Here is a 22,775-nt window from a genome sequence, read left to right on the forward strand (position 1 = left end):
TTTAATTAGTAACCAGGGTTTTGTGATAAAAGACCGTTACTTAAGTTAATTTCTCTTTGTGGAATTGGTAATAAAAGATCAGAAGCATTAAAAGTTCCTCCTGTAGCTGTAGAAAAAGCAGATAACACATTTTGTGCTTCGTTGAATCTAACTAAATCAAAAAATCTTTGATTTTCGAAAGCTAATTCTACGCGTCTTTCATCTAATAATTCTTGTTTGGTAATATTATTGTCATCATCAGCAAGTAAACCTGCTCTTAATCTTACAAGCTCGAAAGAATCTAGGGCTGCTTGTACCGAAGTACTACTTGTTCCTGCCATAATTGATTCTACATGCATTAAAAGTACATCTGCATAACGTAAAACAATCCAGTCATTTCCAGCAGAAGTAGGATCTGTAGATGTCGGTGATATATCTAAGGTAGCATCTCCATCAGGTATGTATTTTGCAACTTGAAATTGTGATGGTTGTTCTGTATCTACGCGATAAGAATACGGTTTTCTATCTCCTCCTAAAGCATCTATTACCGTTCTTACATCTTCTGTAGTATAGTTTACACCACTTGTTCTACCAACAGCGTTTAACCACTCTGCAGAAAAGTTTTGACTATCTTGAGAAGAATCTCCTATATATCCTATAGAAAAGATTAATTCATTATTTAATTCTGTATAAAATACATCTTTAAAATTTGGTTCTAATGTAAAACCACTTCCCATTACTGCTTCGCATAAAAGTTGTGCGTCTAAATAATTAGTACCAAGTGTTAAATATACTTTAGCTAGTAACGTCTGAGCTGCAGCTAAAGAAGCACGAGATACATAAGTGTTGTCTAAACCATCAATAGCAGTTAATAAATCGCTTTCAATTAATTCGTAAACAGTTGCTTTATCTACTCTTGTATACGCTAGCGAATTGTAATTTGGATCTGTAATTTCAAGAACTCTATCTATTAATGGAATGTCTCCGTATAAACGTACTAAGTTAAAATATGCGTAAGCACGAACAAATTTTGCTTCTCCTTCAATTTTTGCACGATTTGCATCTGTTGCAATATCTAAATGTGCTAAAACCGTGTTTGCTCTAAAAATTACATTATAAAAACTTCTGTAGTAGTCACTTACAATTCCGTTAGTTGCTACAACGCTGTAGTTTTCAAATTGAGCAGCTTCTCCTTCACTACTTTTAGTTCGGGTATTATCGCTACGCATTTCGGTTAGATAAAACTCTACTTGTAATGCATGGTTGTCGCCATTGCTTGTAGAGTTTTCACCTTGTATTCCATCGTACATGTTTACAAGAGCTGCTTCTAAATCTGCTTCAGAAGCAAAGTAAGTATCTGCAATTAATACAGATGTCGGTGCTGGGCTTAAAAAATCTTCACCGCATGAAAATAGTGTTACGGCTAGTATGAATAAATTAAGCTTTTTAATGTGTTTTGTTATGTTTTTCATTTTTATTATATTAAAATTGAACATTTAAGCCTACTGATATTGTTTGATTTATTGGAGAACCACCTCTTTGGTATCCATATGTTGTAGATAATTGTGTGCCAGAAGTATGATAAATAGATTCTGGATTAAAACCTGTATAATTATCTGCAGTAAAGTACATAAGGTTTTGACCTGTTGCATATAATCTAAGTTTACTTAGTTTTAATTTAGAAATTAAACTATCCGGTAAAGTGTAACCGATGCTTATTGTTCTTAATGCTACATAAGAAGCATCTTGTATGATAGAATTTGTGAATATTTTTTCTTTAATAAATCCTTGATTAGGTGTTGAAGAAACATAATCTTGAGAAGAGTTAAAGTGATTAAAAATATATTGATCTGCCATATTACGAACTTCTGCTCCGTGACTTCCTTGAAACATGAAAGACACATCGAAACCATAAATTTGAAAGTCATTAGATAAACTCCAAACTAAGTCTGGGTAAGGATCTCCTAAAATTGTTTTATCATCATCATCAATTATTCCATCACCATTTAAATCTTTTACATATACATCTTGAGCTTGACCTCCAATTGGATGGTAAGGGTTTGAAATGAATTCTAAAGGAATTTCTTCATCTACAACCCAACCGTAAAAAGATGAGATAGGATTACCTTGTAGGTTAACCCATTCTGCAGCTCTCTTTTCATCGACATTTTGAATTTGACCATTAGATTCTGCAAAGTCAATTAATTCGTTTTCGTTTTTAGATGCTATTAAAGTTGTGTTCCAAGAAAAATTCTCTCTTGAATAATTACGCGAACGTAATTCAAATTCCATACCACTATTCTTAACTTCACCAAGGTTTACTAAAGCTTCATTGAAACCAGTTGTAGAAGAGATAGGGTTGTTTAATAATAACTGATCACTTGTTCTTTCATAATAATCAAAAGAACCAGAGATTATATTGTTAAAAAAACCAAAGTCAATACCTGGGTTAAATTCTCTTAAACGTTCCCATTGTAGGTCTTCATTGGCAATATTTAAAGGGTTGTACCCGTTAATTGCACTACCATTTATTACTGCTGTAGATGTATCCAGTAAAGAAAGAGATGGGTAATGGTCAATTTGATCATTGTTTGTATCTAAACCATCATTACCAGTGAAACCATAACTTGCACGTAATTTTAATTTACTAACAATATTACTGTCTTCTAAAAAGCTTTCATTACTAAGTATCCATCCAACAGAAAAAGCAGGGAAGTTTCCGTATTTAGAATTATCACCAAAAATAGAACTACCATCACGTCTAAAACTAGCAGATACTAAGTATTTGTTGTCGAAAGCATAATTTGCTCTAGCAAAAAATCCGATTAATGCTTTTTCGTATTCTTCAGATTCGAAATCTATTATAGTTGTTCCAGCAGATATTGTTTGTAATTTATCTGAAGTATATCCATTTGCAGATTGTCCGTCATTGCTAAAATTCCATTTTTCTGCAGCAAAACCAAGAATAGCAGAAATGTCATGCTTACCAAAGTTTTTGTCATAAGAAAAATAGTTGTCTGTAGACATGTGTATACGCTGTTCGTTAAATAAATCTAATTGCGCGGCATCTGCTCCATTTCTACTAGCTTTTACACCTTGCCATCTACGTTGTTGTGTGTTTTGTAAATCTCCACCAAGTGTAGATTTAAAGCTTAATGCATCTGTAATATCATATTTTCCATAGATACTTCCAAAAAGTTTGAATTTATCATCTGTACGATCGCGTTCTAAAATTTTGGCAGCAGGATTTGTGTTAGAAGTATTACTAATACTTGTACCACCACTTGCCAATGTAGTTCCTGAATCTAAATCAAAATTATCAAACATACGTTGTTGCGCATAATCACCAATTTGTACATCTGCATAAGCACCACCATCTCTTAAACGGTTTACATATTGAATGTTGTCTGCAGTAACATATACTGGTAACCAAGATGGTTGACGTAAGATATCATGTGTAGATCCATCAAATCTTCTTCTATTTGTGATAGAAGGCGATAGGTTAACACCAAAAGATAATTTATCACTTAATTTAGTGTCTACTTTTAATTTAAGACTGTATTTTTTATAATCATCTGTTAATAAAACACCTTCATCATGTACATAGTTTATTGCTGTACTAAATTTTGTTCTTTTACTACCACCTCTTGCGGCGAAAGAGTGACTTGAAATAACACCACCATCAAAAATAACATCTTGCCAGTTTGTATTATCTCCTAATAATTGCTTGAATTTTGTTCTATCTGAAAGCATTCCAGTTGCTGCTAACTCTCTTTCAGCAGTTTCTTTTACAGTGAATGTGTATGCATCACTATGTCTAGCTTCTTTAAATCCTGTAAAAGTATTATAGCTAAATTTGGTAGGACCTTCCTTACCATCTTTAGTTGTAATCATAATAATACCATTAGCTCCACGAGATCCATAAATAGAAGAAGATGCAGCATCTTTTAGTACTTCAAAAGATTTTACATCATTCATGTCTAACGATCCTAAATAGTCATCGTCTACTACTAAACCATCTACAACTATTAAAGGAGTAGAGTTACCTGTAATAGATCCAGCACCACGAATAGTAATAGTTGGTGCAGAACCAGCCTCACCTTCTGTAGCAGCAATGTTTACACCAGATACTTGACCTACTAAAGCGTCATCTACACGAGAAACGGCTATTTGATCTAAATCTTCGTTTACTACTTTAGAGATAGATCCTGTTAAGTGACTTTTCTTTTGTGTACCATAACCAATTACAACAACCTCATCTAAATTATTAGCATCTGCAGCTAAAGACATGTCGATTGTACTTTGATTATCAATAATTACAGTTTGTGAGATATAACCTATATAAGAGAATTGTATTACATCACCTTTATTAACTTGTATTTGGTAGTTACCATCAAAATCAGTACTTGTACCCGTACTAGTACCTACAATAATTACATTTACACTCGGTAAAGGCATGTTGTCATTAGCATCTACCACGAGCCCTGTTATCGTTACTTTTTCTTGGGCAAAGGCAGAAATGCACATAAAGAGTAATGCAAATAATGCCGATTTAGCTTTTAAATTCATAATTAATTTTTAAGTTTTAGTTAATTAATTTGTTTTACTAAAAACACAATTATTAGGCAAGTATCAATATGTTTGTTACTTTTGTAATGTTATGTTTTATTACATAATTACTTCCGTCGAAGAAGTGTTTTTAAAAAGGGTAGGCTTTAAAACCTGTCCTTTTTTTTTGGTATTAATCCAGTAAAAAAAATTGGTTTACCAGATTGGTTTACCAAATATATATAAAATTTTGTTAATTACAACGTTTTCGTGAATTTTATATGGTAAATGAGTATATGTTTGAGTTAAAATAGCAAAGATTTGCTTTAAGTGTAAGGGTTTTACCGCTGTTTTGTAAAGTCCTCATATATAGGAGTAAAGGAATTATTTCTCAATATTCCTTCTTTATGGTAAGTTACTTCATGCATTTCTAGAGGTGAAATGTATATAGAATCTCTAAAATCCCATAAAACTGTTTTTTACCTCTAGAAATTGCTAGTATTTTTTTTAAGACTTATCTGCAAAATAAGATACTGCATCACCACTTAAAAAATCTTCTCTAACGGGACTAAAAGTATCAATTAATTCTCCTTCTTCTAAACAAACTGCACTATGTAATAAATTAGGTTCAATATAAACCCCATCTCCTGCTTCTACAATTTGCTTTTCTCCATCTATTTCAAATTCAAATTTACCAGAAACACAATAGGTTGCTTGCGTATGAAAATGTTGATGTGGAGCACCTAATGCACCTTTGTCAAACTTCACTCTTACCATCATGATTTGGTTATCGTAACCTAAGAACTTTCTGGATACTCCGCCACCAAGAACTTCCCATTCCATATCTTTTGTGATGACGTACTTTTCGCTAAATCTTTTCATAATATTTATTTTTATTAGTTTTTATATTTTTAATGTCCACTTCGACTGTGCTCTGTATGACACTTGATTTATTTTTTTATTTGAAATAATAAGAACCAGACCATTCATAATTCTTATCGTTTATTTTTACATTATGTTGTCCTTCTTTAGAAGCATCTCTGTTTGCTGTTATAAACAGTTTTGTATTCCCTTTTATATTGGTGATTTGTATTGCAGTATAATCTGCAGTATCTAAAACCACTTTTAAAGCTGTAATATTACTATTAGAGTTTACTGCGGATTCTGTAACCGGACTATAGTTTCCGTGTGCTTCAATTGCCGAAACAAAAATAGTGTTTTTAGCATTTTTTCTTCTTAACATGAAAGCAGCTTCACGTCTTAAATTAAACTCTGGATCGTTTGCTCCAATTCTAGTAAATAACAATTCATCCTTAGTATTGGTTACAGATGTTAAGGTGTAAAAGTTCCCTTTATTTAACCACGATAATTTACTGTTATCACTAGTTGCTTTTGCGGTTCCTTCTACAAATAGATGTTGATATCCATTTTTTGTTCCTAAAGGGTTTAATGTCTTAGGTGTTTTGTAGTCAAAACTTGTTTGTATTACTTGTCCTAAGAAGTAATACGGAAAATCATATTGATTTGCTTTGTTAGAAGTCACTTTCATGATATCTAATATGTATGGTTTCTCGAAATCTCCATCTTTTATAATGGCCATGGTACGAAGCATCTCTGTTCCAGGATAGGCATTACTTTCTTTTGCACTAGCAACTTGAATGTTTTCATTTTCTGAAGAAAAATAGTTTAGTACCGAATGGTGCTGACTTCCTACTTCATACTTCGCATTAAAATGAGACGTTTCGTTTTGTGTTACTGTATTATGTGCAATGGTTTGTTTTGCCCAAGTCTTGTTTTCCTTTAGGTAATTTCCACCACCTTTTTGTTCGATATTAACAAAGCGTGCTAAACCGTAATCTTGAAGAATTTCTTCGCCTTTTTCGTATAAAGAATAAGATAGCTTATCATAATGACCATGACTAGATCCTTGCGCTGCATACTTAAACACGAGTTCTATATCTTCATTTCTTAATATGGCAACACCACCTTGTGTACCATTTGGTCCATCGGAAAGATTAATAGATTTTTTGAGGAAAGGAGTTGCTTTACCATTTTTTATTCCGAGTGCTACAGCAAGACCAGAATCGTCTAACAACACACGGTCTTGTGCAGAGGCTATGCTTAATAGACCTGGATCTTGAGTTCCAAAATGATACGAAATATCTACTGCCGTAACTAAGGCACTGGTGTAATACGACATTCCTTTTTGACCATCGTTAAGTGGGAAAAAATCGCCATCCGCATCCGATAAATTCAGAAGTGCATTAATCGATTTTAAAAGTACGCCATCTTTATATTCAAATATTTTTAATTCTGGTTTGACGTTGTGTAATCCTTCCGCAAAAATTAAAAACGGATACATCGCGTAGCGTTGGTAATATGGTCCTTCGTTATAATATCCATCCGGAGAAAAAGGCTCTTCTATATTCGCTAAAAAGCCTGCTTTTCCGTCTTTATTTAAAAAACCACCATCATCATCTTTTTCTTTAGTATCTAATTTTAAATCTTTAATTCCGTACAAAGCACGATCAATTAATTCTTGGTCATTCATTACTAAACCTATCATTCCAACAGCTGCATTTCCCCAGGTACTATGGTTGTGTACTCTTTGGTAAAATTGCGGACTATCTATAGAAATGTGATCTGCAAACGGTTTAAATAAGTTAGTTTCTAGTTTATTGCGTTCTTCTTCCGATAAATAATTATAGATACAATCATAAGCCTGACTTACATATACCAACCAATTCGAATCATTTAAACATTGCCAGAATAATTTTCCTCTTGCGTACGATCTTGTTTTTGGATGCAATGGTAATGTCTTGTACATCGCTTCGTATTGCATCAACATGTCTTTTACATACTTCGCATATTTTTCGTCTTCTAAAATTTGATATAAAACACCTGCTTTTTGCAAAACAATCATGTTTCGTTTATGACGTACATGTGTATATCCTCCAGAATAATCTATAGGAATTGGCGTGTCTATACCTAGTGCAATTTCTGCATCTATTTCCTCTTTAACTGCTTTTAACGTTTTATCAAAAATTGGAATATTCCCCAATTGTGCTCTAATGTCTTTAACGCCTTGTGCAGTTAAAATTAAATTAGGATGCGCTTGCAAATTAGATGTTGCTGTTTCCTTATTGGACACCGTTGTGTTTTCTTTTTTGCATGAAAACAACAAGCATAAAACAAAGATTAGAATAAAGTGAAAAGAGAATTTATTTTTCATAAAAAAGATCTATTGTATTGGTAATATAATAAAACTACATATTATAAACACCACCATTAATATCTAGCGTAGCTCCCGTAATAAAACCGTCGTATTCTGAAGCCAAGTATAAAACTGCTCGTGCTACATCGGCAGCATTACCTGCCCGTTGTATTGGTATACCTGCAGTTGTGGCAGCTGCAGATTCTTTTGTGGTATGTGTATTGTGAAAGGAGGTACCAAGAATAAGGCCTGGAGAAACCGCGTTCACTCGAGTACCTTGTGCACCTAACTCTGTAGACAACGCGCGTGTAAATGTTAAGATGGCACCTTTACTCGTAGAGTACACAAGAGATCCTGGATGACCACCTTTACGTCCTGCAAGGGATGCTAAATTAACAATACTGCTATTGTCCTGTTTTGCTAAATATGGAGCAGCTGCTCGCGTAACAAACATCATTGATGTAAGGTTGATGTCCATTACCTTATGCCAGAACTCCGTTTCCATTTCATTCAGCATTTTTCGTGCAACCAAAGAACCTGCGTTATTGATAAGGATGTCTAAACCTCCAAAAGCTTCTACTGTTTTTTCTACCAGTGCATTTGCATCGGCTTCTTTTGTTAAGTCACCAGATATGGCAACTGCTTTTACTCCTTTGCTATGTGCGTAATCTACTAATTGATTCGCAGTATCTGCACTAGAAAAATAGTGAATAGCGACATTAGAACCACTATCTATAAAATGTCTGGTAATAGATTCTCCAATTCCTTGAGCACCTGCTGTGATTAGTATATTTTTACCTGTTAATTTATTATTTGTCATCGTAATTAGAGTTTATTTTACTTTATCATTTTTATTGAAATAGCCATCGTTAGATACTGCATTTTCACTTACCGAAATACTTCCTGTTTTAAACCATACTTCCGCGTAGTTTCCATCTGCATATTGTTTTGCAATATCGCCACCATGTGTTTCTGCACCAGAACACCAGTTTTTATTTATTTCTGGAGATTTTCCGTTGGTTTGGTTATAAGCTCCTAATTTGAAAAAACAACCTTCACCAGCGTAAGCGGCTTTGCGTTCTACACCATCTTGACCAATTGGTACAAATAGTTTTTGTGTTTGTTCTGGGATATCTGCTTTTGTTGCGTATTCAGATACTAATAAGTTTTTTGTAAATGTTTTTGTTTCATGTCCTTCACTTGTGAAATTTAAGGTCATGATACCATCTTTAACTTCTACTTCATAGCTGAACGGTTCACCAAGAGCAATACCATCTTTAGGTTCTTCAGGATAGGTATCTGCGGTTTTACCAACGACAGAAAAGTCATTTCCCCAAACTGCTGAAGAATAATCCCATCTTCCAGAATTGTCATCACCTTCCGTATTTATTTCGTAATGCCAAAAAACAGATCCTTTGGTATGTCCTGGGAATTTTTTGTAAAATATTTTAAGCGGTTCGTTTTCATGTTTATCTGCACTATGGATTTGACCAACAACTACAGCATGTGAAGCAGCTACACGCGCATCTCCAGTAGCAGAAACTTGCATCACTTTAAGAGTTGCAGTTAATTTATCATTAGCCGTTTCTGGATACCATTTTTTGGTTTGTGCCAATTCGGTTCTTGTATTGTTTGAAGTTCCGTGTGTGCTTCCTGCATTTGGTGCTTTAAAAACTACCCAATCACCATCGCTATCCTGTGCTGTGTAAAAGAAGTCTTTGTCTTCCAAATTATTTGCAATTCCAACATTAGCGCCATTTCCTAAAACTAATTTCCAATCATCGAAAAACGGAATGACATCACTTGCATATACTGTTTTTTCAATCTCTTTTTCTTCGGCTTTTACCTCTTCTTTTTTATCTGTATTCTTACAGCTACTCAGTGTGAAAATGGCACATAAAATACAAAGTGCTATTGTGGTGGTTTTTTTATTCATTTTTATATTTTTTAAATTCATTTTAAGGTCTTAAATATCGATTAGAAATATTCTGTTAAGGCTATAATTCCGTTATACGAAATAATCAAAGAGAATAGTAAAGCTGCAGATAATCCTATATTAACAAAAATACCAGTCTTATATCCTTTCATTATTTTTTTACTGTTGATCATCATTATAATGCCAAGAATTACTAGCGGTAAAACAAATACATTAAATACTTGTGATAGTATTTGAATTTCAATAGGATTTGCTCCAAATGCAGGACCAATTAAAGCTACTAAACAAGCAATAGCCGTAATGATTCTAAACTGACGTGAGTTGGTGTCTAATTCTCCCGATTGATAATCTGCAACTAATAAAGGTGCGATTAATAAACACGGGAAAATAGAGGATAAACCAGCGCTTAATGCTCCGAAAAAGAAAATAGTAACGGCCCATTTACCAGCAACAGGCTCTAAAGTATTTGCCATATCTAATACATGTGTTACTTCTTTGCCTTGGTAAAATAAAGCACCTGCAGCAACAGCCATGATCACACCACTAATTACAAAAATTAAAATAGCAGCTGTAATAGCATCCTTTTTTTGCTGATCTAGGTTTTTAATAGTCCATCCTTTTCCTTTTACAAAAAGTGGTCTAGATAAAAATGTAGCCGAAGCCATTGTAGTACCAACAAAAGCAGCAACCAACATTTTACCGCCAACCACATCTGGTATTGTTGGTATTAATCCTTTTACAACATCTAAAGGAAGTGGTTGCACAAAGCATAAGGAAAGTACAAAAGATATTCCCATTAAGGTTACAAAAATGACAAGTATTTTTTCGAAGAAAGTGTACTTACCAACTAACATTAAAAGATAAAACGTAACGATAATCACAATGGCTGTTATTAAAACGGTCTCATATTTATGGGCTGCTAAACCTTCAAAATTTATAGATAAGATTTCAAAAATAATATTGGAAGAGATTCCTAAAATCCCCATTAACGAATTCCATTGTCCAAACGTAATACCAACTATAATTAATATGGCTAATATTTTTCCGTATTTAAAGTGTTTTTTAAATCCGTAAAGCGCAGTTTCACCAGTTAATAATGCGTAATTACCATAGGCAAACATTAAAATACCAGAGAACAAACAACTTAACAAAAGTACCCAAAGTAGTTGCATATTAAACTTACTTCCTGCAACAATCATAGAGGTTACACTACCTGTGCCAATGGTGTAACCAATAGCGAAAATACCAGGGCCAAACCCCAATATTAATGCGATAATTTTTTTGAGAAAGGATTTTTTAGGTTGTGTTACGTCCATAGTATATGTTGGTTTGATTCGTTTGTGTTATTTCCAGATGGTATGATGGCTTTTTACACCATCATCATCTATTCTTTTATAGGTGTGTGCTCCAAAATAATCGCGTTGTGCTTGTAGGATGTTTGCATAAGAATTTTCTGTTGTAATGCCGTTAAAAAACGGAATAGATTCTCCTAAACAAGGCGCCGTAATATCATTAAGAATACATTGCGACACTACCTTTTTTGCAGCAGGTTTGTATTGTTTTATCGAAGCTATAAGTTGCGTGTTGGTTAATATGTTTGTCGTCTCTTTAAAAACAGAAACCAATTCTTCCATTAAAGTGGATCTTATGATGCAGCCGTTGGTCCAAATTCTAGCAATCTCGCTTAAATTTAAATCCCATGAGAATTTATTGGAAGCTTCTGAGATGAGTTTAAATCCTTGGTAATGATTTATAATTCTGGCAAATTGATACGCTTCTAAAATTTCAGAGGAAGTACTATGTACTACGGAAGAATTTTCGCTTTTAAAAATTTTATTTAGCTGAAGACGTTCTTCTTTGTAAAACGAGATATAACGAGAGAATAGGGCAGAAGCGATTAATGTGCTGGGTACTCCTAGTTCTGCGGAAGCAATAGTGGTCCAGTTTCCTGTACCTTTATTTCCTGCTTTATCTAATATTTTTTTTACTAACCAATCGGTACCTTCCTTTTTTCTTAGAATATCTATGGTTATTTCTAACAAGTAGCTATCTGCTGTGCTTTTCCAAGTTTCTAAGGTATTAGCAATCTCGTCTAAATTTTGTCCGGAAGCTTCTAAAATAGTACAAACCTCAGCAAGCAATTGCATTTCTACATACTCTACACCATTGTGTACCATTTTTATAAAATGACCACTTCCTTCTGGTCCAACATAGGTACTGCACGGTACATTGTTTTTGTCTTTTGCTGCAATTTTATCTAGAAAAGGCTTCACCTTATTATACGCTTCTAAGTCGCCGCTTGGCATTATAGATGGTCCGTTTAATGCGCCTTCTTCACCTCCTGAAACACCAGTTCCTATAAAGTGAATGCCTTTCGTTTTTAAATAGTCACCACGTTCTTTCGTTTTTAAATAATTGGAGTTTCCACCATCAATTAAAATATCGTTTTTTGATAAATACGGAAGCAGATCTTCAATAACATAATCTATTGTCTTTCCAGCGTTCACCATCAGCATTATTTTTCTTGGTGTTTGCAAAGCGTTTACAAAAGCGGAAATATCATCAAAGGCAGCAGCTTCAGATAATTCGGAATAACTTGCTTTAAAGTTTTTAGCAACATCTTCTTCAACGCCATCGACATGCCTGTTAAACATGGCGATTTTAAATCCGTTTTTTGCTAGATTTCGGCATAGGCTTTTTCCCATGACACCCAAACCAAATAATCCAAATGCTGATTTATCCATTAATCCTTTTTTTATCGTTTTTATAATATTTTCTGGTGTTGTGCTAATGTCGATTTTCAAAGCATCTTTAGGTTCTTCTAAAGTATCAAACTGCGATTGTAATAATTCCGAAGGCATAAAGTGATCTGATCTCTTATGCATTCTATTGTAAATCTGATTAAAAGTGCCACTTAAATACACCCATTTTGTTTGGGCTTCGATATTTAAACTTAATATATCTCGATACTTTTGTTTTAATGCAGAACAGACAATGACACAACTATTTTTAGTGCGTTGCTTTTTCGCTAAAGCATTCAATGTTTCTAACCAACCTTGTCTGTCGTTGTCATTTAAAGCTTCACCACTAGACATTTTTTTAATGTTAGCCTTTGGATGAAAATCGTCACCATCAAAAAAAGGAATATCTAATTCTTGCGCTAATAGTTTTCCGATAGTGCTTTTACCACAACCCGAAACTCCCATTATAAATATTACTTTTTTCATCTGCTTATACTTATTATTTTTATTTGTCAGATGTAACATCCATACAATTATTCCGCTATGCGACTAAATTTTAGCTATGGATGTTTCAAGATTTCTTTGTTTTATTCGTTGGGATTTGTTCCTTCTCCTACAGTTGCATTTTTAAACCAAACTTCTGTGTAACTTCCGTTAGCATATTGTTTTACTATATCACCATCGTAGGTTTTAGATCCTGTTTTAATATTAGCTTGATTATAGGCGCCTTGTTTGAAATAATTGATTTCGCCAGCATATGCAATTTCTCTTTCTACACCTACTTTTCTTCTGGAAGCATACCTATCTATAATCTGTTGTGGAATTTGCGCTTTTGTAGCAAAATCGGATTTCAGTAAATTTTTTGTAAAGGTGATAGTCTCATGTCCTGCACTGGTAAAAGTTAAATACATCATACCTTTATAAATATTTACCTCGTAACTAAATTCTTCGCCTAATGCAATACCATCTTCTGGCTCTGCAGGACTTGTAGTTGCATTGTCTCCAACGTTAGAAAAATCATAACCCCAAACTGCAGTAGAGTAATCCCATCTTCCAGAGTTATCCCCTTTGGTGTTTATTTCATAGTTCCAAAAAACAGCACCTTTTGTATGGCCAGGGAATTTTTTATAATAGATTTTTAAAGGCTCATTTTCATGTCCTTCATCACTATGAATTTGTCCAACGACAACTGAAAACGCAGAGGAAATATCGGCATTTCCAGTTGTAGAAACGTGTTGTACTTTAAGTGTTCCTGTTAGTTTTCCGCCAGTTTCTGGAATCCAATGTGCTTTTTCACCAAGTTCTGTTCTTGTGTTACTAGATGTTTTTGAAGTGATACCAGAGTTTGGTGTTTTGTATACCACCCAATCCGTTTTACCATCATTTTCTACATAAAAGAAGTCGTCTTTTTGAAAGTTTACTAAATCCTCCACGTAGGTTCCGTCGCCTAAAAGAATTTTCCATTTATCCATAAATGGAATGACGTCACTTGGCTGTTTTTTTGCTTGTGCCGTTTCCTTTTCAACTGGTACTTCTGGAGTAGTTTTTGTATTGTTTTTACATCCAACAATTAGTAGAAGCGTAAAAATTGTAAATATTGATTTTTTCATTTGTGGATTCATTTTTACATTTTGATTAATACATTAGTGTCATAACTAGATTTTCTTCCGTCTTAATTTGTCCGGAATTAGTTACTGTATTTTCAGATTCTACATTGTTTTTTGCTCCCCAAAGAATAGACACAAATTTCACATCATTATTTTTAAATGTGTTGTTGTGGATATTCACATTTACAATTCCGTTATGATTAAATAATCTTTTGTTTTTCTCATTTGCACCACAATTTGTGAATGTGCTGTTAGCTACTAAAAGGTTTCCTCCAATAGTAGACTCGTCATAACCACCTCTATAATAATCCACAACATTTTGTTTTACGTTGTTGAATTTACAGTTGTTAATGGTTAAATATTCGGTGTTATAATCGCCTCGATCGTTGGTTTCTTCAGATAATTCTATACCATTTTCACAGTCTGAAATGGAAGTGTTTTCAAAAGTAATACGTTCGGAAAAGGATTGTTTATACGCTCTTAAAACATAGTTGAAATCACTTATTTCTGTATTAGTAACCGTTAATCCGAAATGATTCGACATATTCTCTTTTAAACTAGCAAAAGCATAGTTGGAAGCATTTCCTTTTAAGATCAAATTGTTTACTGTCAGTTTTCCTTTAGGTTGTAAAGAAAATAATGGCGTATCGATTGCGCCTGAAAAAACGAGTTGTGCTTTTCCTTCGGATTGGATAGTCAGTGTTTTATTAATTACTATAGATTTTGAAATACCGTAAATGCCTTCCGCTACAGCGATAATATCACCATTATTTGCAGCATCTATTTTAGTTTGTAATTGTTCTGCTTTAGTTACCGTATGCGTTATTGGGTCTTTTGCTTTCATTTCGTTAGAATACCAAGAAGCACCATATTTGGATTTATCTAAAATGTTAGGATTATTAAAATCTACACCTACAACGGCACCAATACTTTTGCTGTTTTTTCTAGAGTTTCCAAATAGGTCGTTTTCAATAGTGTTGAAATCAAAACCATTATAAGCTTCTACATCACTAGGAATTCCTGTTGGAAACATGATGTTATCAGATACTTTTTTCAGCGTTAAAGATGCAGCGATAATGCCGCCATCAAAGTCTTTGAATTTTACACCTTGATTATCTACAATATTATTTTTAAAAGTAACGCCATCTGCTTTGTCATTTTCAATAACAATACTTTCTAGACCTTTATCATTATACACCACATTATTAGCAACAGTAGTTCTAATTGCTCGTGCAGAACGGATTTCGGACTTAGGCAAAACATCTGCTTGTGCAATATTGGTACCTACACCAAATTGCCAAGGCGAACTACAATTTACGTATGTGTTATATGCAACCACCACATCGGTTACCTGATTGTACCGGTTTAATGGGGATTTTGGAATACCATTCATAACTGCCAACGGACTTCTAAAGCTTTTTCCTTTTAAGTTGAAAAAATAATTATTGGTAACCCAATGTCCTGTATTTATAATTCTAATTCCACCATATTGTTCATTTACGCCATCACCAATAAAGTAGTTTCCATCAATAGTTACGTAGTTTCCATGACGCGTAACTACAGAACCTTCACTTTTATAAAAAACATTATTTCTAATTTCGTTGAAGTTAGTTTTACTTGAAATGATTTCTACTTCGCCATTACATTCCTCAAATAAGTTATTTGCAATGGTGGTGTTACTAGGGCTCATAGAAGTAAAGCTACTTCCTAACTGAATCGTTTCACCTCTTGCTCCACCTTTTCTTGGGCGTGGTCCAAAATGATTGTTTATAATTTTATGGTAATTTTTAATGCTTTCCACACCTTTTAGATCCACTCTTACTGTTGGTCCGCCGTTTGTTTTTCCAGCAAGATAGGAGTTGCTTAGCTCGTTATGTCTTCCATAAAACTGTACCCAAAGATCATCATCATCACGTTGTGGTTTGTTGAAATCTACAATAACACAGTTTGTAACTTTACAGTTATTTGCAATCGTATTTTTGTCTAAACGGAAAGCGATTACATTTTCGGATGGAGAATATCCATTTCTAAAATGTAGACCACTAACTTCTAAATATTCACCACCAAAAGCTAGGTTGGAAATCCCTTCAATAAAAACTTGACCTTCGGTTTCTGCTTTAATGGTTATAGGATTGTCTTTGGTTCCTTTTCCTGTGAATTTTATTTCGACATCTTTCCAAATTCCATTAGCTAAAACAATGTTGTCTCCAGGTTTGCTATTCTTAATGGCGTTGTTTAATTCTTCTATATTGGATACTGTATTTACGCTAGTAGTTTCTGTGTTACTGCAAGCGACTAGTAGTAAGGTTAGGATTAAAATGGAAGCTATTTTTTTCATAAAAGAATTATTAATACGTTGTTGTTTTTTAAAATACAAAAAGCCTTTCGGTTTAGAAGGCTTTAAAATTGTTTTACTTAATGCGTAACACTTAGGCTATAATATTTTACATACGAAAATGCATCTGCATCGGTAGTTGTTAAATAATTACCTGCTTTGAAGTAGTTTTCATAAGGCCATTTGTCTAGACTAATATCTTCATAAACATAAGGTGTATCTGTGTTTAGTTGTATTTCGATTTTAGCATCCCTTGCTGTTATTCTGAAATCGAAAGCGGCATTACCAACATAGCCAAGATTTACTTTAATGTCTGTCCATGTACTGCTAGATGTTTCTAATAAATCGTCTCCATCGGTGGTCTCCTCTAGTAACGATTTTTTGTGGGACCATATGTAGCCATCTTTCCAATAAATCTTTATTAATGGAGGACCATTATTGGAAGAGAATCCATGTGTATTCATATCTTCTTGAGAAATGATACCATGAATTTGCATGACAATTACTTTGTGATACGTATCACTAGATTGTGTGTTTTCGGAAACGGCATCGACTTTTAAGCGCCCTGTCATTTCACCACCTTCTAATAAGGTCCAGTTTTCACTAGAGCTATTTGGGTTTATAAGCTCTCTTAATTCGGTTCTAGAGTACGAGCTGTTTGTGGTAGAGATATCTGGAAATGTATAAAATAGCAAGGAAGCATCCGTTGTATCATCATACATATATGGTTGTACAGGCGCTAATGTTCGATACCCAAAATTTATTAATTGCGAAGGGGAATACTCATCCGGACTACCATTACTGTTTTCATCGACTGGTAAAGTTACTTTCCAATTAGAGAAGTCGATATCTGCATATGCTATGATTTCTTCTTCTTCCGAATTATCGTTTTCTGGTTCTGTTATTACCGTATTCTCTGATGCATTGTCGGCAGTAGTACAGCTAAAAACTATAGACACAATACAAATTGTGAGTACTTGTAATAGTTGGTTTTTAGTGTTTGTTTTCATCAATTGTTGTTAAATACGGCTAATTGGTTAACCAGATTGGTTTACCAAATATATGTATATATGTTTAACAAACAAATTTTATATTATGTATTTAATAAAAAACAATGCATTTTGTGGCGTTATTAGCAAGAATAATAATGAATTTATATTAAATGAACAGCTATGAAATTAAATATTTAAAGAAGCATTGCTTGTCTGTGTTCGTTGGATTCATTCCGTTTAAAGTGTGCTATGATTGTTTCCATTAAGAACGGATAATACGAGCTAGTTTATTTGTTGTTTTTCATCTTTTTTTGTTGCGGTCATTAGAGTAAATGTACTGTTTAATAAAAACGACTTTTTAAAATAAAAGTTTTTAAATCAGCTTGTTATCTGTTTTTTTGTTATTTTTATTAAATCTCCCTTCTACTTTTAATAGCATATTATAAACTCTTTAAATTTTATAATTATGTTAGGTGATACTTTAAAAATTGCATTTGGCGAACTTGGCCAAAAAGAAATTAGCGGTTCTGCACACAACGAACGTATTTTAGAATACCAAGAAATGACTGGTTTAGACTTTGGTAATGATGAGGTTGCTTGGTGCAGTATTTTTGCAAACTGGGTAGCGTTACAAGCTAATTTGGAAATGTCTAATAGTGCTATGGCTAGAAGCTGGTTGAAGGTTGGTAAAAAAACCGATTGGCCACAACCAGGGGATATTGTTGTTTTTTGGCGAAATGATATTCATAGTCTTTTTGGTCACGTCGGATTCTTTTTGGGATATACTAAAAGTGGAAAATCTATTTATTGCCTAGGCGGAAATCAATCGGATGAAGTAAATATTCAAACGTTTACATTAGATCGGATTATTGAATTTAGAAGTTTAACGGATGATTTAGTGGAAGACTTAGAAATTCCGACAGGATATCTAAGAAAAGGGGATAGCAGTGAAAAGGTGAAATTATTGCAAAAAATATTAATCCAGCTAAATTACCTTACCGGAAGTGCAGATGGTGTTTTTGGACCTAAAACAGAAACGGCTCTTAAAGCATTCCAAACCGCTAACGCTATTACCGTTGATGGTATTTATGGTAGTCAATCTAGAGCGGTTTTTGAAAGTCTTTTGAATGGGTAAATGAAACGGATTCTTGTTTTATAAAAGGTAGACTTATTTTTTAAGAAAACTCATTTTTATAGTATATGGTCTTTTATTCACCCACGTGGTGTAATTCCATTGCATAGATTTGTTTGTAATTTCTGTGATTTTTACTTTAAATCTGTCCGTACCACCATTGCTATTTTCTATTTTTAAAACAACGTCATACAGTCCTGTTTTTTTTGAAGACTTAGATACGTCAAAAGAAATGTTTCGTTTTCCAAAAGAACAATAAAGATCGTTTATTGCGTAACTTCCAGTATTGTTTAATTCGCTAAACCTCCAAAGACTTTGCTCAAAGCAAAAATTGGTTACATCATTAAAAAGAGTTATTCTATCGTACATGTCTGGTTCTACATAAGATACTTTATTAAGTAACCAGAAATCTTTCAGAATGTGTTCTGAAGAAACATCGTTAGACGATTTAAAAGAGAGTAATAAGATACACACTAGGGGAATGAGTACTAATTTTTTAATCATTTTGCTATTAATGTTGCTAGCATTACAGTATTAATATTCTGTACAACCAGGCCCTCACACTGGTAATTCGGAATTCTAAATAATGTTTTTAAAAATATTAAATAAAAAAAACTTTTATTAAATATTTCACTGCTATTGTTAGGGTTTTTAGGGGTTTTTGTCCATCTTTTAATCGACAAAGTACGAATATAACACATTAACGGTCATTTTACCAAAGGTTTTGTAGGTTTTTTACGATTTTTTACAACTATTCGTTTTGTTTTGAGGGAATATATTTTTCAAACACATTCTTTTTCAGAATTTAGCAGTGCTTTATTCGTATAAATCTAAATATGTATTAATTTCTTGAAAAAGCATCATAAACATTAGCATCATATACTAATCGACTTTAATCTTAAGATGCACAAAGCAGGCAAAATTGTTGTTAAGTAATAAGAGGTAGGTATGCCTTTTCTGAAGCTACATAGCTAAGAGGTATAGATCTTAGATTACCTAAGCGTTTTGTAATGCGGTTTTAGTAGTAGGTAAAATGCAGGGTGTTGCACATGTATATAAAAACGCTCTAATTTATTTTTTTGGTTTTAAACAATTTATTTTTAAAAGACGTTAGGATTTGTTTTTCATAAAAGGTTATACGAATTCCAAAAAGCAAAATTAAACCGCCTAAAACCATTTGTAGTGAAATGGTTTCATCTATAAATATCCAAGCGAAAATAGATGCTAAAATACCTTGTCCTAATAAACTTAATGAAACTCTAGTTGCGCGCATATGCTGTGTAGCATAGCTAATAAGTAACCATGCTAAAAGCTGACAAAAAACAGCTTGAGCAATTAAAACCAGCCAGCCTGCATTAGAAAAACCAGCAAAAGGTTCGTTTAAAGCATAACTTACTATTGCTAAATGAAGGGAAGATGCCATTAAACTTATCGTCATAAATGAAATGACATTCATGGTTTTTAAAACCTCTTTACTAATCAGCATATAAACGGCATACAAAACACCAGAAAGCACACCAAAACTAAAAGGTAAATCAAAATCAAGATTTCTAAATACCGTAAAACCAACGAGCATCATCATACCAAAAACGGCAATTATTGTTCCTATCCAAAAATTAGTTTTAGGTTTATCTTTAACAAATAACAACGAAAAAATACCAAGCCAAACAGGTGATAAGTTGGTTAGTAAAGATGCTTGCGTAGCAGTAGATTCTTGAATAGCAATATTCCATACAGCAACATCACTACCAAAGATAACACCACAAATAATGGCTAAAATGGCAGTTTTTACATTCGGAATTTTAAGTTGCTTGCTTATTAAAGCATAAGGTAATAACAACAGTAAGGAAAACAACATTCTATAGAATGCAGAAATAACTCCTGGAGTTAGGTTTAACTTCACCAAAATAGGGAATATAGAAATACACAGTATTCCAATAGCCAATGCGATTCTTGCCTTTTTCATCTAAAAATTATTTAGCGACTTAAAATGAATCGGCAAAAGTAGTTCTACTTTACGGATTTAATGATACTAAATTAATAATTGATGATTAAATCGTATCCGGTTTTTACTTTTTTTTACTTCTGTAGTTTTAGTTGAATGCGTTTTCGTGCTACATCTACTTCTAATACTTTTACAATAACCTGTTGGTGTAAATTAACATGTGCATTCACATCACTTACAAAGCTGTCTGATAAATTGGAAACATGAATCAAACCACTTTCTTTAATCCCAACATCTACAAAACAACCAAAATTGGTAATGTTATTTACAATTCCTGGTAATAACTGACCTTCCTCAAGGTCATTAATCGTTTTTATATTCTGATTAAAAGAGAATTCTTTGGCTTCTTGTCTAATATCTAAGCCTGGTTTTTCTAGCTCTTTTATTATATCTTCTAATGTTAGTAAACCTACGATTTCTGAGCTGTAATTCTTTACGTTTATTTTCTGAAGTAAAGCGGTGTTTCCTATTAGCTCTGCTACAGATACCTTTAAATCCTTCGCCATTTTTTGCACTACCTTATAACTTTCAGGATGTACTGCAGAATTGTCTAACGGATTTTTAGCATCTTTTATTCTTAAAAAAGCAGCACCTTGCTCAAAAGCTTTTCCGCCTAATCTCGGTACCTTTTTTATCTCGTTTCTAGAAGAAAACACCCCATTTTCATTTCTGTAATTAAAAATATTTTCGGCTAGTTTTGGTCCAATACCAGAAACATAACTTAGTAAACTTTTACTCGCCGTATTAATATTTACACCAACACTATTTACACAGTTTTCTACTACAACATCTAGCTGTTTTTGAAGTTTACTTTGGTCTACATCATGTTGGTATTGTCCAACACCAATAGACTTCGCGTCAATTTTCACGAGTTCTGCTAAAGGATCTTGCAAACGTCTACCAATAGAAACCGAGCCTCTAACGGTTACATCGTAGTTTGGGAATTCTTCACGAGCAATTTTAGAAGCTGAATAAATACTTGCGCCAGCTTCACTAACCACAAATACTTGCATGTCGTTTTTAAAATGAATTTTCCGAATTAAAGCTTCCGTTTCCCTGGAAGCTGTTCCGTTTCCAATCGCAATGGCTTCCATTTTGTAAGTGTCTGCCAAAGCGCTAATCGTGTTCATGGCTCCAATACTATCGTTTTTTGGCGCATGCGGATAAATGTTTTCATGGTGTTGGAGTTGTCCTTGAGCACCCAAACAAACCACTTTACATCCAGATCTAAATCCGGGATCTATGGCTAGCACACGTTTTTGTCCGAGTGGAGAACCTAATAATAACTGTTTTAAATTTTTGGCAAAAACAGTAATTGCAGATTCGTCTGCTTTGTCTTTTGCATTTTGTAATGCTTCGTTAGATAAGGAAGGTAAAAGCAAGCGTTTATAGGCGTCGGCTATTGCTAATTCTATTTGATGCGCACATGCATTTTGTGAACGTATCAATTTATTTTCTATTTTTTGTAAAGCACGTGCATTATCGATCTCGATCTTTACGCGGATAAACCCTTCGGATTCTGCTCTTAAAATAGCAAGTAATCTATGCGAAGGAATTCTGTTTAAGGACTCTTCCCATGCAAAGTAATCTCTGAATTTTTGTGCTTTTTCGTCCTCTTTTTTTGTTTTTATCACTTTCGTGGAAATGATTGCGTAACGTTCCAGCTGGTTTCTAATGTTATTTCTAACATCTGTACGTTCGTTAATCCATTCGGCAATAATATGTCTTGCGCCATCTAAAGCATCTTCGGTGGAAGTGACTTCTCCTTTGATATATGTATAAGCTATGGATTCTATATCGTTCGCATTTTGGCTCATAATAATCTTTGCCAAAGGTTCTAATCCGTTTTTTCTAGCAGTTTCTGCCTTGGTTTTTCGTTTCTTCTTATAGGGTAAGTATAGATCTTCCAGTGTGGTTAAATCGGTACAACCTTTAATTTTTACTTCTAATTCTGAAGTTAAAACATCTTGTTCCTTCAAGGCTTTTAAAATGGCTGCTTTTCGTTTCTCTAAAGCTTCAAATTGCTCTTTATATTTTACAATATCTCCAATTTGTACTTCGTCTAGATTTCCAGTAGCTTCTTTTCTATATCTAGAAATAAAAGGAATGGTGCAGTCTTCGTTTAAAAGTGCAACCGTATTTTTTACTGAAGTTTCTGGTAATTGGGTTTTGGAAATTATAAAACGTAATAAGTGGCTCATTGGTTATGCTGAAAAAATTAAAAGGATATAAAAAATCTCGTTTTCAAAATAACAATGAAAACGAGATATATACAAATGTAAATAA

Annotated in this window: 15 protein-coding genes; 1 reads left to right on the forward strand and 14 read right to left on the reverse strand. The window is 33.4% G+C overall.

The features are described from left to right. Positions 1–5: 5 nt before the first annotated feature. The 11 genes from ACVCZW_RS16435 to ACVCZW_RS16485 form a co-directional block, all read right to left on the reverse strand. The gene (locus ACVCZW_RS16435) at positions 6–1,451 is read right to left on the reverse strand and encodes a RagB/SusD family nutrient uptake outer membrane protein (RefSeq protein WP_452230776.1); all 1,446 of its coding nucleotides are present in this window, start codon (positions 1,449–1,451) and stop codon (positions 6–8) included. 10 nt (positions 1,452–1,461) lie between these two features. After that, positions 1,462–4,548: a SusC/RagA family TonB-linked outer membrane protein gene (locus ACVCZW_RS16440; protein WP_452232927.1), complete on the reverse strand. Its 3,087-nt coding sequence runs from the start codon at positions 4,546–4,548 to the stop codon at positions 1,462–1,464. 486 nt (positions 4,549–5,034) lie between these two features. Further along, positions 5,035–5,409, reverse strand: coding sequence for a cupin domain-containing protein (locus tag ACVCZW_RS16445; RefSeq protein WP_452232928.1), 375 nt, complete (start codon positions 5,407–5,409; stop codon positions 5,035–5,037). 76 nt (positions 5,410–5,485) lie between these two features. Beyond that, positions 5,486–7,759, reverse strand: a complete 2,274-nt coding sequence (locus ACVCZW_RS16450; protein ID WP_452232929.1) for an alginate lyase family protein — start codon at positions 7,757–7,759, stop codon at positions 5,486–5,488. Positions 7,760–7,793: 34 nt separating this feature from the next. Then, a complete protein-coding gene (locus ACVCZW_RS16455; RefSeq protein ID WP_452232930.1) occupies positions 7,794–8,561 on the reverse strand; it encodes an SDR family NAD(P)-dependent oxidoreductase in 768 nt (255 codons plus the stop codon). Positions 8,562–8,573: 12 nt separating this feature from the next. Continuing rightward, positions 8,574–9,677 carry a polysaccharide lyase family 7 protein gene (locus ACVCZW_RS16460; protein WP_452232931.1) on the reverse strand — a complete coding sequence of 368 codons (1,104 nt, stop codon included), beginning with the start codon at positions 9,675–9,677 and terminating at the stop codon, positions 8,574–8,576. A gap of 41 nt (positions 9,678–9,718) precedes the next feature. Further along, on the reverse strand, positions 9,719–10,993 hold the full coding sequence (locus tag ACVCZW_RS16465) for an Nramp family divalent metal transporter (protein WP_452232932.1): 1,275 nt from the start codon (positions 10,991–10,993) through the stop codon (positions 9,719–9,721). A 27-nt stretch (positions 10,994–11,020) separates the two neighbouring features. Continuing rightward, positions 11,021–12,904 (reverse strand): NADP-dependent phosphogluconate dehydrogenase, encoded by a 1,884-nt coding sequence (gene gndA, locus ACVCZW_RS16470; RefSeq protein WP_452232933.1) that lies wholly within the window; start codon positions 12,902–12,904, stop codon positions 11,021–11,023. 101 nt (positions 12,905–13,005) lie between these two features. Next, on the reverse strand, positions 13,006–14,028 hold the full coding sequence (locus ACVCZW_RS16475; RefSeq protein ID WP_452232934.1) for a polysaccharide lyase family 7 protein: 1,023 nt from the start codon (positions 14,026–14,028) through the stop codon (positions 13,006–13,008). Positions 14,029–14,053: 25 nt separating this feature from the next. Then, complete coding sequence (locus ACVCZW_RS16480; protein ID WP_452232935.1) at positions 14,054–16,363, reverse strand: chondroitinase-B domain-containing protein; 2,310 nt, start codon at positions 16,361–16,363, stop codon at positions 14,054–14,056. 77 nt (positions 16,364–16,440) lie between these two features. Beyond that, positions 16,441–17,370, reverse strand: coding sequence for a polysaccharide lyase family 7 protein (locus ACVCZW_RS16485; RefSeq protein ID WP_452232936.1), 930 nt, complete (start codon positions 17,368–17,370; stop codon positions 16,441–16,443). 448 nt (positions 17,371–17,818) lie between these two features. Here ACVCZW_RS16485 and ACVCZW_RS16490 point away from each other — a divergent pair, with 448 nt between their 5' ends. After that, complete coding sequence (locus tag ACVCZW_RS16490; RefSeq protein ID WP_452230787.1) at positions 17,819–18,487, forward strand: C40 family peptidase; 669 nt, start codon at positions 17,819–17,821, stop codon at positions 18,485–18,487. Between the two features lie 33 nt (positions 18,488–18,520). Here the strand turns inward: ACVCZW_RS16490 and ACVCZW_RS16495 are convergent, their stop codons facing one another. The 3 genes from ACVCZW_RS16495 to ACVCZW_RS16505 all read right to left on the reverse strand — a co-directional run bounded on the left by ACVCZW_RS16495 (position 18,521) and on the right by ACVCZW_RS16505 (position 22,690). Then, positions 18,521–18,988, reverse strand: a complete 468-nt coding sequence (locus ACVCZW_RS16495) for an H-type lectin domain-containing protein (protein WP_452232937.1) — start codon at positions 18,986–18,988, stop codon at positions 18,521–18,523. Positions 18,989–19,550: 562 nt separating this feature from the next. Next, a complete protein-coding gene (locus ACVCZW_RS16500; protein ID WP_452232938.1) occupies positions 19,551–20,450 on the reverse strand; it encodes a DMT family transporter in 900 nt (299 codons plus the stop codon). A gap of 113 nt (positions 20,451–20,563) precedes the next feature. Then, positions 20,564–22,690, reverse strand: a complete 2,127-nt coding sequence (locus ACVCZW_RS16505; RefSeq protein WP_452232939.1) for a Tex family protein — start codon at positions 22,688–22,690, stop codon at positions 20,564–20,566. Between the last annotated feature and the right edge of the window lie 85 nt (positions 22,691–22,775).

It is taken from the genome of Lacinutrix sp. MEBiC02595 (genome assembly GCF_053601555.1).

Bases quoted from the DNA above. Each gene is read 5' to 3' on its own strand.
- ACVCZW_RS16485 (WP_452232936.1), bottom strand. From the start codon at position 17,370: ATGAAAACAAACACTAAAAACCAACTATTACAAGTACTCACAATTTGT.
- ACVCZW_RS16465 (WP_452232932.1), bottom strand. From the start codon at position 10,993: ATGGACGTAACACAACCTAAAAAATCCTTTCTCAAAAAAATTATCGCA.
- gndA (WP_452232933.1), bottom strand. From the start codon at position 12,904: ATGAAAAAAGTAATATTTATAATGGGAGTTTCGGGTTGTGGTAAAAGC.
- ACVCZW_RS16445 (WP_452232928.1), bottom strand. From the start codon at position 5,409: ATGAAAAGATTTAGCGAAAAGTACGTCATCACAAAAGATATGGAATGG.
- ACVCZW_RS16450 (WP_452232929.1), bottom strand. From the start codon at position 7,759: ATGAAAAATAAATTCTCTTTTCACTTTATTCTAATCTTTGTTTTATGC.
- ACVCZW_RS16500 (WP_452232938.1), bottom strand. From the start codon at position 20,450: ATGAAAAAGGCAAGAATCGCATTGGCTATTGGAATACTGTGTATTTCT.
- ACVCZW_RS16480 (WP_452232935.1), bottom strand. From the start codon at position 16,363: ATGAAAAAAATAGCTTCCATTTTAATCCTAACCTTACTACTAGTCGCT.
- ACVCZW_RS16435 (WP_452230776.1), bottom strand. From the start codon at position 1,451: ATGAAAAACATAACAAAACACATTAAAAAGCTTAATTTATTCATACTA.
- ACVCZW_RS16455 (WP_452232930.1), bottom strand. From the start codon at position 8,561: ATGACAAATAATAAATTAACAGGTAAAAATATACTAATCACAGCAGGT.
- ACVCZW_RS16440 (WP_452232927.1), bottom strand. From the start codon at position 4,548: ATGAATTTAAAAGCTAAATCGGCATTATTTGCATTACTCTTTATGTGC.
- ACVCZW_RS16495 (WP_452232937.1), bottom strand. From the start codon at position 18,988: ATGATTAAAAAATTAGTACTCATTCCCCTAGTGTGTATCTTATTACTC.
- ACVCZW_RS16460 (WP_452232931.1), bottom strand. From the start codon at position 9,677: ATGAATAAAAAAACCACCACAATAGCACTTTGTATTTTATGTGCCATT.
- ACVCZW_RS16490 (WP_452230787.1), top strand. From the start codon at position 17,819: ATGTTAGGTGATACTTTAAAAATTGCATTTGGCGAACTTGGCCAAAAA.
- ACVCZW_RS16505 (WP_452232939.1), bottom strand. From the start codon at position 22,690: ATGAGCCACTTATTACGTTTTATAATTTCCAAAACCCAATTACCAGAA.
- ACVCZW_RS16475 (WP_452232934.1), bottom strand. From the start codon at position 14,028: ATGAAAAAATCAATATTTACAATTTTTACGCTTCTACTAATTGTTGGA.